The sequence below is a fragment of the Povalibacter uvarum genome (genome assembly GCF_014202975.1).
In the GTDB taxonomy this organism is placed as follows: Bacteria; Pseudomonadota; Gammaproteobacteria; order Steroidobacterales; family Steroidobacteraceae; genus Steroidobacter; species Steroidobacter uvarum.
Genome location: NZ_JACHHZ010000001.1, coordinates 567,229 through 580,352, shown reverse-complemented (window position 1 = coordinate 580,352; position 13,124 = coordinate 567,229). Strand labels below are relative to the sequence as shown.

Here is a 13,124-nt window from a genome sequence, read left to right as displayed (position 1 = left end):
TAACATAGTCCGAGGAGTCAAGAATTCCGACAGCGGCGATCCGGAGACCGCCGCGCGCAACCATGGCCACCACCACCAACCCCATTCCTTCCTCGTATCCGACCCTCAGCCTCCCGCAGATCGTCGTATTCAATCTGCTGATCTTCGTGTGGTGGCTGGAAGTGGGCCTGCGCGTGTCGTTCCTGGGCACGATCCGGTTCGAGTTCCTGCTCGCGGCCACGGCCACGGCCATGGCGATCATGCGAATGCAGAGCCGCTCCCGGGCGCCGCAGCGCAAGCGGAAGGTCGACGACAACTCCGATATCACCCGCGTCATCATCATCTTCATCGTGGTGCTCACGCTGAGCCTGCCGCTCGCGATCGACTTCAACATCGCGTGGTTCAATTTCTTCAACCGGGTGGCGAAGCTTGCTCTGATCGGCGTACTCATCTCGCAGTTCGTCGTATCGCCGCACACCCTGCGGATCTACCTGCTCACCTCGCTGGCCGCGTTCATGAAGATCGGCCAGGAAGGGTTCCTGGGAAAGATCACCGGCAACATGGTGTGGGAAAACCAGGGCGTGCCGCGACTGCACGGAACCGCGGGAACGATGTTCGGACATCCGAATTCGCTGTCCGGAAAGATAGTGAGCCTGGTGCCCTGGGTCTGGTATCTCTATCCCGTGATCCAGAACCGCTGGGTGAAGATTCTCATCGCGATCCAGCTCGTGTTCGTCATCAACATCGTCGTGTTCACCGCATCGCGCACCGGCTACATGACGGCGATCGTCGCCGCCTTCCTGATCATCATGTTCTCGGGCAAGAAGAAGATGCGGCTGATCATGATCTTCATCGGCGCGAGCATCCTGACTGTCGCGGTCTTCCCCCAGGAATACAAAGAACGCTTCATGTCCTCCTTCACCGGCGTGGAGGCGGAAGGCGCCTCCTCGGCAACCCGCAAGGGACTGTTCTTCGATTCACTCGGTGCGTTCGCGGACAATCCGCTCGGTGTGGGCATCGCCTGCTTTCCGACGTACCAGGCAATGCACGATCGAAACGCACAGGACACCCACAACCTCTACACGCAGGTACTGGCGGAAACCGGCATCCAGGGCTTCCTCTGCTTCATCGCGCTGGTCATCGTGGTGTTGCGCAAGGCGTTTCGCTGCCGCCGCTCGTTCAGCGCGATCGTCGAAAGGCTCGAGCGACACAGCGCCGCCGGACCCCCGGGATCCAATCAGCTGGCGGGATCCAATGAGCTCGCGACATCCGAACTGGGTGATGCGCGGCTGATGCTCGCGACCACGAACGCCCTGATCGTCTACACGCTGGTGCGACTCGTCCTGGGCGTCTTCGGCCACGACTTTCTCGAAATCTACTGGTGGCTCGCCGCCGGTCTGGTGATGGCGCTGAACAACATGAGGATCGTTGCGGAACAACGTTGCGACGAGCTGGCGGCAATCGCGCCCGGTGCCGTGCCAGCGCAACGCGCGCCTTCACGCGCTGTGTTCAACCGACCCCGATACGGCCAGCAATGAGCCGTTCCGACGGAAAAACTGTGACCTGCAGGCAGCTTCCACCCTCCCCTGTGGCTATCATGCGGGATTCGCCCGTCTGTGCAGGCGAGTAAGAGCACCCAGGTTCCTCACGGCATGTCCATTCCCACCGTCAGCGTCGTCATCGCAACTTACAACTCGGGCGACTACCTGAAAGAGGCGATCGACTCCGTCCTGGGTCAGACCGTCGCCGATCTGGAGCTCCTCGTCGTCGACGACGGATCGACTGACGGCACGCGCGATCTGGTGGCCCGTGTCTCCGACCCTCGCCTGACCTACATCTGGCAGCCCAACGCGGGCCAGACGTCCGCCAAGAACCACGGCGTACGCCGTTCGCGCGGCGAGTTCATCGGCTTCTGCGACGGCGACGACTACTGGTATCCGAACAAACTGGAACTGCAGCTGCCGAAGTTTCAGCAGTCCGAGCGCACGGGCGTCGTCTACAGCCCGGCCGACACGATCGACGAACACGGCAAATCCCTCGGCGGAGAAATCGCCGAGAAGTTTTCCGGACAGGTGACGCACGAGCTGTTCCTGCGGAATTTCGTTCCCTTCGGCACGGCGATGGTCCGGCGCCGCTGCATGGAAGAAGTCGGCGGCTTCGACGAGTCGCTCGCGATGGGAATCGACTGGGATCTGTGGCTGCGCATCAGCGCCCGGTATCACTTCGACTACGTGGCCCAGTCGACGTACGCGTATCGCATCTGGTCCGGCCAGATGTCGAAGAACTGGCGCGGTCGCTACTCGAATGCCTTCCGGATCATGGACAACTTCCTGCGCCGGCACCCGCAGGCTGTGGCGCCGAAAATCCAGCGCCGTGCATTCGCCAATACCTACTCGAACAGGGCACGGGCCAGGATGCACGAGCATCCGATGGCGGCGATCCAGGATGCCGCGCAGGGACTCGCACTGGATCCCTGGACCGCCTATTCATGGAAGACGACGGGACGCACGCTGCTGAACGCGATGCGCACGCGGGGCAAGGTGACGGAGTTCGAACGGCGCGGCGACAATCACTACGCGCTGAAGCGATCGCTCTCCCCCGCGGTCCGATTGCTGACAGGCGCGGAGCCGCGAATCTTCATGTACCACCGCTTCGGCCGCAAAGCCGCCGAGCGCGCGATGAGTCCGGACGAGTTCCGCAGCCAGATGCTCATCCTGAAGGCGCGCTGCGACGTCGTCACGCTGTCGGAATTATTCGATGCAAAGCGGATCGGCAACGGCAAACCGCGAGCGGTCGTGACGGTCGATGACGGCTATGAAGATTTCTTCCGCATCGCCTATCCCGTGTTGCGCGAGCTGGACCTGCGCGCGACGGTCTTCGTCACGACAGGCTTCATCGACCGGAAACTCCATCTCTGGCCCGATCGCATCCGCGCACTGCTCGATCGCGCTCCGGCGAGCAGCATCGAACTGACGGGATTCTGGGCAGGACAACAGGCGAACCTGACGAACAAAGCCGAACGCGAGCTCACCTGGAACCGGCTGGCGGATCAGCTCGTCTTCGTCACCGAATCGGTCCGTCATGCAGCGCTCGAGGATCTCGAGCGTTCACTGGGCGTCACGCTCACCGACGCCGACATGAAGCCCTACGACGCCATGACCTGGGAGCAACTGCGGCAGCTGAAGGACGCGGGCTTCGAGATCGGCGATCACTCGCCCTCTCATGCCAGCCTGTCGCTGGTCTCTTCCGAGACGCTCGGTGCGGAGCTCACCGAAAGCAAGCGACTGCTCGAGTCCAAGCTCGGCACGGCTGTGCGCAGCTTTGCGTATCCGAACGGCACTCGCGACGATGCGCCCGAGAATGTGGTCACCGCAGTCCGGCAGGCGGGTTATGAGCAGGCGGTGCTGTCGGTCCCCTCCGAGGTCTCCGCGAACACGCGCTTCGAGCTCGGCCGGTTCTCGGGGATGTGCTCTTCAGAACGATTCCGGAGCCTCGTGGACGGCTTCGGCATCCTCAGGCGCTGACCCCCCCCCTCATCCCACCCGGGGCTGCCAGAGCACCTGCTTCTGGCCGCGCAGGAAGCGCGTAAAGGCGACAGCCGACGCCCAGTTGAGCAAAGCGAAATAGAAGCAGTAGCGCCCCAGCGCCGATTGGCCAATGGCCCGGGGCCCGATAAGCGCGGTTGCCACGAAGACCAGGAATACGAGCTGGCCGACGAGGGCCGCGATATAGATCGGTCCGGAATCGAGCAGCCACCAGTTGAGCACCATGGCCACCACCAGCGGGAGGAAGCTCATGTATCGCAGCACCTTGTGCGACCAGAGCTGCCAGGCGAACAGTCCGTAGCGAAAGGGATTGAGCAGCCCACGCTTGTCCCAAAGCGCCCACAGCGCGCGCAGAGCAACGCGAACGCGCATCCGGTACTCGGAGCCCTCCGTCGTGAGCGTGTCCTCTGTGAGATTGGCTTCCGGCTCGAACACGACGCGGTACCCCTGTTCCACCACCGTCAGCGGCAACACGAAGTCCGGCAACTGGTCGGCGCGCATCGGCTTGTAGAGGCGCGGGCGAACCGCATCGACGCCGCCGTCGACGCCTACGACGCTCCCGACCTGCGTCTCGGCGGCACGCAGCGCGTTCTCATAGCGCATGAAGGCACTGCAGCCGTCGCCCACCAGCGAGCCGTCCGGATTGACGTAGACCATCTTGCCCGTGACATAGCCGACTTTCGGATCCGCGAAATTCCGCACGAGACGACGGATCGTGTCGGGGCGATAGATCGAATTGGCATCGGCGAAGATCACGATCTCGCCGCGCGCTTCGGGCATGGCGAGATTGAGGCCCGAAGTCTTGCCCTGCCTCGGAACCTGGCGCAGCAGCCGCACGCGCGAATTCTCGGCAGCGATGCGCGCGACGATGTCGTCGGTCCCATCGACCGATTCGTCGGAGATCACGATGACGTCGAGCAGCTCCGCCGGATAGTCCTGCTGGAGCTTGTTGCGCACGGTCGCTTCGATGTGCGCGGCTTCATTGAACGCCGCGGTCAGCACCGTCACCCGCGGCAAGTAGGTGTCGGAGGCTGCAATGCGCCGATGCACGACCTTCCCGATCAGCTTCACGAAGATCGGATAGAGGACGTACGGATAGACGCCCAGCAGCAACAGGATCCAGAAAATCCATTCGAGCATAGAGTGCTAGCCCAAGCCTTCAGGGCGCCAGCAGGCCCGTGTCGGAGAGCACGTTCCTCACCGTGGTGAAGCGGAACTCACCGATGAGATCGCGCAGACGCTGGTGAGTCTTGCGCAGGTTCGTGTAGTGGCGGAAGCGCGAGAGCAGGCCCGCGTCGATTCGCGGCTGTTCAGGATCGACTTCCCAGGGATGGAGATAAAAAATGAACGCCTGTTTCAGATCGCGGTTGATCTGGCGCAGGCCCATCTTCGTCACCCAGTACGGCAGCAGTCGGAAATAGCCGCCGCCGGCAACGGGAACGCGGACGCCCATGAACGTCGCTGTCGATGGCGGGAACTCGACCAGCGATTCACCGCTCGGCGTCTTCAGGATGCCGGGGCGCTTCGGCGCATCCGGGATGCCGTACAGGTCGTGGCGAATGGGAAACACGCTCGAGTCGTACTCGAAGCCCGCCGAGTGAATGACGTCGAGCGCCCAGAGCGACTGCTTGGTGATCGACCAGCTGGCGGCGCGGTACCCGCCCACCTTCGATCCGATCGCGTCTTCGAGCATCGCCTTCGAATCGAACGTTTCCTGCCTGAACTCTTCGGGCGTCTGTTCGTACACGAGTCGGTGACTCATGCCGTGGCAGGCGACTTCATGCCCCGCGGCATGGATGTCGCGCACGAGTTGCGGACTGCGGCGTGCAACCCAGCCCAGGATGAAGAACGTCGCCTTGATCCCGGTCTCGGAGAACAGGTCGAGCAGCTTGTGGGTATTCGCTTCGGCCCGGTATTCCATCGTCGGCCAGTCGTCACGACTGATCACGCTCGAAAGCGCGGCGACGTGGAAGTAATCCTCCACGTCCACGGTCATCGCATTACGCAGAGCAGTCTGGGCAACCTGAGTCATGAGCGATCCAGCGGGGACCAGATGAGAAAGAGCGACGCCTGATTTTCGGTGTACTCCGTGCCCGCGTCCGTGCTCTCACGGTCGAAGCGGTCGTACTGCAACCGCAGCGAAAGCGTCCTGCCGAGCGCCCAGTTCAGATACGCGCCAGCGCGCAGCTCGTCATCCTCGAAATTGGTCGCCTCGAACTCCTCTTGCTCCAGCGACGCGAAGATGCGCAGGTCCATGACCCGTGACAGCTGCCGGCTGAAGTACGCCCCATACGTCGTGACGTCGCGATCGAGATCAGTCTGGGTCTCGTAGCTCTCCTTGCCGTACGAGACGCTGACACCGAAAGTGGTCCGGTTGCGGTTGAAGTCATACCCGAGCGAAGCGGAGCGGCTCTCGAACGGGTCGCTCGTGCCGATGACGTTCTCGCTGTCGAGACTCACGCCCCGCGTATTCTGGCCCTCGCGGAAAATGTCGCCTGAATCCGAGAACTGCTGCCCGAGACCGAACGACAGCGTCGATGCGGGAGACAGTCGACGCGACAGCGACACTCGCCCGAGAAGACCGTCGGAAGTTTCTCCGTCCATATCGAGCGTCGTGTAACCGCCGTCCACGGACAACGTCGTGCGCGAGCCCTGAAGCTCGTACCGCAGGAAACCCTGGTAGCGATCGTAGTCGGTGTTGAGAAGCTTGTTGTCGAACTCGAACTGTTCGCCCTCGGCATTCAGCGAGAGCGACGCGGTACCCGACAACCTGCGGATCAGCGACAGCGTGGCGCCGTACTGCTCCCCGTCGGTCTCGGTCACTTCGTACTTGAGATCCGAGTAGCGCGCGGACGCGCGGAAGGACGTCGCGCTGCCGAAGTTGAGGATCAGATCCGGACCGGTCGTGAAATAGTTGACGTTCTCGCGATTGTCCGGCGTGCTGGCCGCGAAGGGATCGGAGGTGATCTGCCCGAAGTTCTCCTGGAAGAACCAGAGGAACCGTTCCGGCACGAGGCCGACATTGAGCGTGGCGTCGACGCCGCCGACGACGTCGCTGTCGAATTCGTCGTCGAAGTAGTGTTCGTATCCGGTATTGAGGTCGATGTCGGCGTCGAGACGGCGGGTTCGCTGCTCATAGCCGAGCTCCACGCCCGCCCGACCGATCGTGCCTTCCTGCTCGTCCGTCGGCGTACGCGCAACGTTGTCCGAATAGCTGGCGCCGCCGGTCACGGCGAAGCTGAAGCCACCGTCATCGGCTTTGGCCGGCGATGTGGCAGCGGCAGGAGCCGTTTGCGCAACGGCACCGGCCGAAGCCAGCGCCGCGGTCAACGCGATTGCAACGCGCAGGCGTCGATTGCGAACTTCGCACGACATCGTTGTCTCCCTTCTGTTCTGTTTGCCGCAACCGGCCGAGCGTCACGGGCTCGGGACGGTGGTCGCGTCGCCGTAGCCGTAGTAATAGCCCGGCGTTGCGGTGTTGCTCTGGTTCAGGATCAACCCGATCGACTTGTTCTCGCCGAGGAACGCGATCGCATCCATGACCGCCTGCTGCGGAGTGAATCCGGCTCGGATGACGAGGACGATCTGCCCGACCCAGTGAGCCAGCGCGCGAGACTCGCTCGTCAGCAGCAGCGGCGGCGAATCGATCACGACCACGCGTCGCGGATTGGCCGTCGCAAGGTGGTTGACTGTCTCTTCCATGCGATGGCTCGCCAGCAGCTCGGTCGCAGTATCGGAGCGCACGCCAGCGGGCAGAATGCTCAGATTCGGGACGTCGGTCGGAATGATCACGGACTCTACCGTGGTCTTGCGATCGCGCAGTACGTCCAGAAGTCCAAGCTCCGACTCGACGCCGAACGTCCTGCTGATGTGCGGCTTGGGCACGTCGGCATCGACGAGCAGCACGGAAATGTCTTTCTCCAGCGCCATGCTCAGCGCCAGGTTGATCGAAGTGAACGTCTTGCCTTCGCCCGGCATCGCACTCGCCATCATGATGAGCTGGCCGCGGTCGAGCCTCTGCCCGCCTCGCCCCGTGGCCGCGGCAATGAGCGGCCGCTTTATGTGTCGATACTGGTCGGCGAGCGCGCGTTCCTGATTCTCCGGCGGCATGAGGCCCGCGGCTCGCAAGGCACGGCGATCGACGAGGAGCATCTTGTCGGTCCGATGCTCGACGGGCTGCGATCCAAGCGCCCGGTGGACGCCCGTTGAAACCATTTCACCCACGACGCCAGGTGCAAGGCGTGCGACAACCGGCGCTGGCTCCGCCAGAGGCACAGTGCGAGGCCTATCTGCTGCCGGTGGCTGCGGCACGGGCGCATCGGACGCACCACGTGCTGCTGCCTGCATTTTCTTGATGGCCAGTTCGACGAGGCTCATGGGCTTCCTCAGCTGATCAGGCGCTGCATGAATCGCGCGCCGGCACTCTGAAACACCACCACGCCCAGAAACACGACGACGAGGGCCGCCGCCGCTCCGCCGAAGGCAATCTTGCGCAGACGACTCTCCGCGCGTTTCCTGTCCACGAACGTCATGCTCACGGCACCCAGCACCGGCAGGCCGGTAATGTCGGCGAGCGTTCGGGTGTTGTTGAAGACCGGGCGCAGCTGATGCAGCAGGTATGCGATACCGCCGCCGATGGCCAGCCCGACGACCAGCACCATTGCGAGCAACCGCACGCGATTCGGCGCGACCGGTGAGAATCCCGCGGAGGGCGGATCGACCACTTCGAACTTCACGACGCCCGTTTCTTCCGCACGTTCTGACAACCGTGCCTTCTGCAATCGGTCGACGAGCTCGCGATAGCCCTCTCGCGTCACTTCGTAGTCGCGGTTGAGGCGCGCGAATTCGGCTTCGACCTGCGGCACGGTGTCGACCATCCCACGCAGCTGGCCGACCTTGCGGTTGTGCTCGGCGATTTCACCGCGCAGTGCGGCGATCTCGACTTCGACCTGATTCAGCGCGAGCTGGATGCTTTGATAAACGGGATTCGATGCGGCCCCCGCCGTGGCCATCGCGCTCGGATCGCCGCGCCTCAGCGCGTCGACCTCCGCGTCGCGACGCTGCTTCAACTGCTCGAGCGTTTCGCGTGTAGCAACGACGTCCGGATGCTTGTCGGTGAAGCGCAGCAACAATTCATCCAGGCGGGCCTGGGTCTCCTGAATGCGCGTCGAGGTGTCGCTCCCACCGCCGCCACTGCCGCCGGAGTTCTTCGAACCGCCCGTCGATGAGCCTGCCGCCAGGAATGGAACCTCCCCGCGCAGCTGACGCTGCAGCTCCTCGCGGCGACTGAGCGCAACGCCCAGCGACGATTCCGCCTTCTTCGTGGCATCGATTTCGTTCTGGAGGCGCGAGAAGTAATCGCCCGTCTGCTCTCCCGGCATGAGGCCGACGTTCTTCTTCTTGAACTCGGCCAGCCGGTTCTCGGCCTCCGACAGTCGCGCTTCGTATTCTTCGATCTGCTTCAGCAGGAAGCGCTGCGCCGTCTCGGACCCTTCGCGATTCCCGCCCAGCGTGTCCTCGACGAAACTGTTCAGCAGCTTCTCGACGACCTGGATGCTCTTCTCGCGATTCTCGTCCTGGTACGAGATGACGTACAGGCCACCGCTGGTATCGCGGCTGCTCGCAGCGCCGCCCTGGATCGTGATCCGGCTGCGCAGCTTGTCGATGAGCGCGGCTCTCTGCTCGGGGGTCTCCGCACGAAGATCGAGGTCGGTCTCGCGTGCAACCCGTTCGAGCTGCGGCCGGCCGAGAATGGCCTGACGCACGAGACGCAATTGCGACTCGACGTCGGTTTCGACAGTGAGCTTCTCGAGCAGCGGCTTGAGGATGGTGCGGGTATCGACGTAGACCTTCGCGGTCGCCTCGTACATGTCGGGCATGGCGAAGACGAACAGCCAGCCGCCCAGACAGACCGCCCAGGCAGCCGCCATGGCGATCCAGCGGAAGCGCCACGCGCCCCGCAGTTCATCAACGACCTGATCGACGACCTGACTCATGCGGATGCGTCAGAAAGCAGTTTCGGGAATGACCAGAACGTCACCGGGCTTCAGCGCGACGTTGGTCGCAAGGTCGCCCTTGTTCACAACGTTGTCGAGCTTCACCTTGATCTCGCGCGGCTTGCCGTTCTCGGTCCGGATGATCTTAGCGCGGTTGCCCGATGCAAACGGCCCGAGGCCGCCGACGGCGAGAACGGCGTCGAGGACCGTCATGCCTTCGCGATACGCGAGCGCCTGCGGGTTCGTGACCTGGCCGATGACCTTCACCTGACTGAATGTGCTGACCGGCTGCGTGACGATCACGTTGACCTGCGGCGAGCGAACGTATTCAGCGAGCACCTTCTCGATATCGCGCGCCAGCTCGGATGGTGTCTTGCCCACAGCCGTCATGTCCTCGACGAGCGGCGTGGAGATCTTGCCATCGGGACGCACTGGAATGGTCGTCGTCAGTTCAGGATTGCGCCAGACGAAAACCTGCAGCGTATCGCCTGGGCCGATCACGTAGCTCGGGGTCACGCTTGGGGCCGGCGCAAGCGGGGCCGGCGCAAGCGGTGCCGCAGCGGGCGCCGGCTGGGTTGTATCCGCGGCCACTGCAGACACGACGAAAACCAAGCCTGACAGGAGGCTCGAGAGAAGGAACGTGGTGCGGTTCATCAGGGAATTGCCGACGGATTATGTGCGGTCGAGGGCCGTACCGCAGTGCGCTCAGGGTGCCGAAAGCCTATCAGATACTGTCGAATACTGGTGGCCAAGCTTGTGAATCGGTTCGCATTTAAGCATCGCCCGCCGTAAGGATTTCCGACGGGTCCCACACTCATCCGCCCGGTGGGGATTCGAGCAGTTTGCGGGCCTCCGCGGCCTCGGGGAAATTGGACGAACGATTCAGGAGATCGTTCAGCCGCTGGCGCCCTTCCTGTGCCGCACCCGACTCTATCAGTGCGACCGCGTAGTGATAGTCGATCGAAGGATCCTTCGCCTCGGCAGCCGCGCGCTTCAGCACATCGACGGCCTGCGTCGCCTTGCCAGCATGAACCAGTATCCACCCGTACGTATCGGCGATCGCAGGGACCGATGGTGCTGCGTCGTAGGCCCGCTTCGCCACTGCCTCCGCTCGACCGTCCTTGAGCTCATAGTAGAGCCACGCCAGATTGTTGAGCACGATCGCGTTCGTGCCGCCGTTGCGATCGATGATTTCGTACTCCGCAACCGCGCGACGCTTGTCGCCTGCCTGCTGCCAGCCCTCCGCGAGCACGAGCCGGACGGTGTTGTCGGCCGGATGCGCAGCCAGCCAGCTTTCGAGCGGCTGCAATGTGTTTGGAAGGCGACCGGCCTGTCGGGCCTTGTAGGCCTTCATTGCCAGCACGCTGCTGGGCTTTGCCGCGATCGCAGCGTCGTATGCGCCCGACGCCTTCGGGTAGTCACGAAGCGCCATGTGAACGTCGCCTTCGAGCGCGAGCACGGCAGGGTCCTGCGGTCGATCGGCTTTGACGCGCGTTACCCGATCGAGCGCCGACTGCCCTCGCCCTTCTTTCACATCGAGCATCGCGAGGACGCCGACTGCGGGAATCCAGCCGGGCTGCGCGGTCAGCGCTCTTTCGAGCGCCTCGCGCGCAGTGGCGCTGTTTCCCAATGAAATCTGAGCGCGCGCAGTGTTGAGCCAGTACTCAGGCGTTGCATTGTCCTGCGCCGTCGCCGCCTGGAAGCGAGACAGCGCTTCGTCGTAGCGGCCGGCGTCGAGATACAGCAGGCCGAGTGCGTTCAGGATCTCGGGCCGATCCTTGCCGAGCGCAGCCAGTTCCTCGACAACCGGTCCCGCAGCATCGGCCTTGCTCTGCCGCAGATACAACCGCGCAAGCTGCAATCGCGCTTCGACAGCCGCAGGGTCGCTCTTGCGCAGGTCCTCGAGCACTTTGGTCGCGGCATCAAGATCGTTGCGGCGCAGAGCCAGATCCGCGAGCGCCATGTGCGCGGGGCCGCTCTTGGGATCCACGGCGATCGCCTTGTCCAGCCACGTCTGTGCCGCAGCCGCTTCGCCCGCCGCATTCTCGATTCGTGCGCGCGCAAGAAGCGAAGCAACGTCATTCGGCGCCGCATCGATCGCGCGTTGCGAAGTCGCCCGCGCCCGATCGAATTCGCCCTGCCGTGCAAAGAAGGCCGCAGCCAGGTTCAGGACTTGCGCATCGGGCGGCCGAGCGGCCAGCAGCCGATCGATCTCTACCCTCGCGTGCTGCATGTCCTTCGCAGTTGCGAGCGAAGCGATGAGCAAGCCCATCTGTCGAACGTCGGCCTTCGACCGATCGATGCCGGACATCAGCTGCAGCGCCTTGTCCGCCTGACCGGATCGCAGATATGCGACGGCGAGATCGAGCTTCAGGTTCGCGTTCTGAGGTTGCGCGGCGACCGCGCGCTCGAGATACGCCACGCCGCGAGCATCTTCACCCTGCTGCAGATGAGCGAGTCCAAGAAGCGCGGCGAATTCCGCGTCATCTCCCGAATCCTGCACCGGCAGCAACACTTGCATTGCGGCATCGGGTCGCCCGAGCCGCAATCGTGTCTGCGCCAGGAGCTTGCGTGCCTCCATGTTCTCGGGCGCGCGTTGCAACGCCTGCGACAACTGCTGCTCCGCCTGCCGAAGATTGCCCTGCGCAAGGAACGCAGCGCCAAGGAGAAAGCGGTTTGGCACGAAGTTCGGCGCGGCCGCGAGTGCACGCTGCAGCTCGGAGATGGCCGCTGTGTAGTCCTGTTTCGCGAGCGCGATGCGCGCTGCGATCGTGCGGGTCACGACCGCATCGGGTGCGAGTTTCGCGAGCTCCGCATGCGTCTGCGTCGCCGCGTCCGGCAAGCCGCGGGATACCTGGACCTCGGCGATCGCAGCGAGCAGGTTCAGATACTGCGTGGAGCTGAAACTGCCCTGCCCGCTTTGCCGCGCCTGCTGCAGATCCTGCTCCGCAAGTTCGAACTCTCCCCGCTTGGCGCGAATGACGCCTCGGACAAGGAATGCCTGAGGCGCTTCCGGCGCCTCTTTCAGCACGGCATCGAGCAGTGCGATTGCCTCATCGCTCTTGCCCTGTCCGGTCAGTGCCTCGGCAATACCGACGCGCGCCGGCAGCCAATGTTCATCGCCTTCAGCGACCTGGCCGAATGACGCCTGCGCCTGTTCGTACTGCTGCAGCTGCAGCAGCGCCTGGCCGCGAAACAATGCGCGGGTCGGCTCTGACAAAACCACCTCGCCTGAATCGATCTGCACGACCAGCTCTTTGGCGTTGCCCAGCGCAAGCTGCGTTCGCCCCATCAGTTCCGCGGTCGCTTCGGGCGGAGCACCCAGTTCGATTGCCCGGCGCAAATCCTTGTCCGCAGCGGGTGCGTCGCCGAGCGTCAGTTCGACTTCGGCCAGCTTCAGGCGGGCGCCCATGTGGTTGGGCTGATCCTGCAGCGCGTTTTTCAGCTCGATCATCGCTGCGCGATAGTCCTTCGCGGCGATACGCTCGTCAGCGCGAGCGACACGCTGGTCGGCGCTCAGAAAGGCATCGCAGCCCGATGCCAGCAGCAGCCACGCCAGCGCAGGCACTACCCACACGAAGCGTCTGTGTATCGAGTTGATCAT

General features: G+C 63.6%; 9 protein-coding genes. 2 read left to right on the top strand and 7 right to left on the bottom strand.

Going from position 1 to position 13,124, the window contains the following annotated elements:
• Window positions 1-62: 62 nt before the first annotated feature.
• Both HNQ60_RS02460 and HNQ60_RS02455 read left to right on the top strand, forming a co-directional pair.
• Window positions 63-1,517: an O-antigen ligase family protein gene (locus HNQ60_RS02460; protein WP_184329423.1), complete on the top strand. Its 1,455-nt coding sequence runs from the start codon at window positions 63-65 to the stop codon at window positions 1,515-1,517.
• Window positions 1,518-1,631: 114 nt separating this feature from the next.
• Entirely contained in the window at window positions 1,632-3,503 is a 1,872-nt protein-coding gene (locus HNQ60_RS02455; RefSeq protein ID WP_184329422.1) for a glycosyltransferase, read from the top strand.
• 9 nt (window positions 3,504-3,512) lie between these two features.
• Here the strand turns inward: HNQ60_RS02455 and HNQ60_RS02450 are convergent, their stop codons facing one another.
• The 7 genes from HNQ60_RS02450 to prsT all read right to left on the bottom strand — a co-directional run bounded on the left by HNQ60_RS02450 (window position 3,513) and on the right by prsT (window position 13,124).
• Window positions 3,513-4,664, bottom strand: coding sequence for a glycosyltransferase family 2 protein (locus HNQ60_RS02450; RefSeq protein WP_184329421.1), 1,152 nt, complete (start codon window positions 4,662-4,664; stop codon window positions 3,513-3,515).
• Window positions 4,665-4,683: 19 nt separating this feature from the next.
• Window positions 4,684-5,556 carry an XrtA system polysaccharide deacetylase gene (locus HNQ60_RS02445; protein WP_184329420.1) on the bottom strand — a complete coding sequence of 291 codons (873 nt, stop codon included), beginning with the start codon at window positions 5,554-5,556 and terminating at the stop codon, window positions 4,684-4,686.
• Window positions 5,553-6,899 (bottom strand): outer membrane beta-barrel protein, encoded by a 1,347-nt coding sequence (locus HNQ60_RS02440; RefSeq protein ID WP_184329419.1) that lies wholly within the window; start codon window positions 6,897-6,899, stop codon window positions 5,553-5,555. The genes HNQ60_RS02445 and HNQ60_RS02440 overlap by 4 nt, the downstream gene beginning before the upstream one ends.
• 42 nt (window positions 6,900-6,941) lie before the next feature.
• Window positions 6,942-7,901 carry an XrtA-associated tyrosine autokinase gene (locus HNQ60_RS02435; RefSeq protein WP_184329418.1) on the bottom strand — a complete coding sequence of 320 codons (960 nt, stop codon included), beginning with the start codon at window positions 7,899-7,901 and terminating at the stop codon, window positions 6,942-6,944.
• 8 nt (window positions 7,902-7,909) lie between these two features.
• The gene (locus HNQ60_RS02430) at window positions 7,910-9,520 is read right to left on the bottom strand and encodes an XrtA system polysaccharide chain length determinant (RefSeq protein ID WP_184329417.1); all 1,611 of its coding nucleotides are present in this window, start codon (window positions 9,518-9,520) and stop codon (window positions 7,910-7,912) included.
• 9 nt (window positions 9,521-9,529) lie between these two features.
• A complete protein-coding gene (locus tag HNQ60_RS02425) occupies window positions 9,530-10,174 on the bottom strand; it encodes an XrtA/PEP-CTERM system exopolysaccharide export protein (protein ID WP_184329416.1) in 645 nt (214 codons plus the stop codon).
• A 160-nt stretch (window positions 10,175-10,334) separates the two neighbouring features.
• Entirely contained in the window at window positions 10,335-13,124 is a 2,790-nt protein-coding gene (prsT, locus tag HNQ60_RS02420) for an XrtA/PEP-CTERM system TPR-repeat protein PrsT (RefSeq protein WP_184329415.1), read from the bottom strand.

Bases quoted from the DNA above. Each gene is read 5' to 3' on its own strand.
- HNQ60_RS02460 (WP_184329423.1), top strand. From the start codon at position 63: ATGGCCACCACCACCAACCCCATTCCTTCCTCGTATCCGACCCTCAGC.
- HNQ60_RS02455 (WP_184329422.1), top strand. From the start codon at position 1,632: ATGTCCATTCCCACCGTCAGCGTCGTCATCGCAACTTACAACTCGGGC.
- HNQ60_RS02450 (WP_184329421.1), bottom strand. From the start codon at position 4,664: ATGCTCGAATGGATTTTCTGGATCCTGTTGCTGCTGGGCGTCTATCCG.
- HNQ60_RS02445 (WP_184329420.1), bottom strand. From the start codon at position 5,556: ATGACTCAGGTTGCCCAGACTGCTCTGCGTAATGCGATGACCGTGGAC.
- HNQ60_RS02440 (WP_184329419.1), bottom strand. From the start codon at position 6,899: ATGTCGTGCGAAGTTCGCAATCGACGCCTGCGCGTTGCAATCGCGTTG.
- HNQ60_RS02435 (WP_184329418.1), bottom strand. From the start codon at position 7,901: ATGAGCCTCGTCGAACTGGCCATCAAGAAAATGCAGGCAGCAGCACGT.
- HNQ60_RS02430 (WP_184329417.1), bottom strand. From the start codon at position 9,520: ATGAGTCAGGTCGTCGATCAGGTCGTTGATGAACTGCGGGGCGCGTGG.
- HNQ60_RS02425 (WP_184329416.1), bottom strand. From the start codon at position 10,174: ATGAACCGCACCACGTTCCTTCTCTCGAGCCTCCTGTCAGGCTTGGTT.
- prsT (WP_184329415.1), bottom strand. From the start codon at position 13,124: ATGATCAACTCGATACACAGACGCTTCGTGTGGGTAGTGCCTGCGCTG.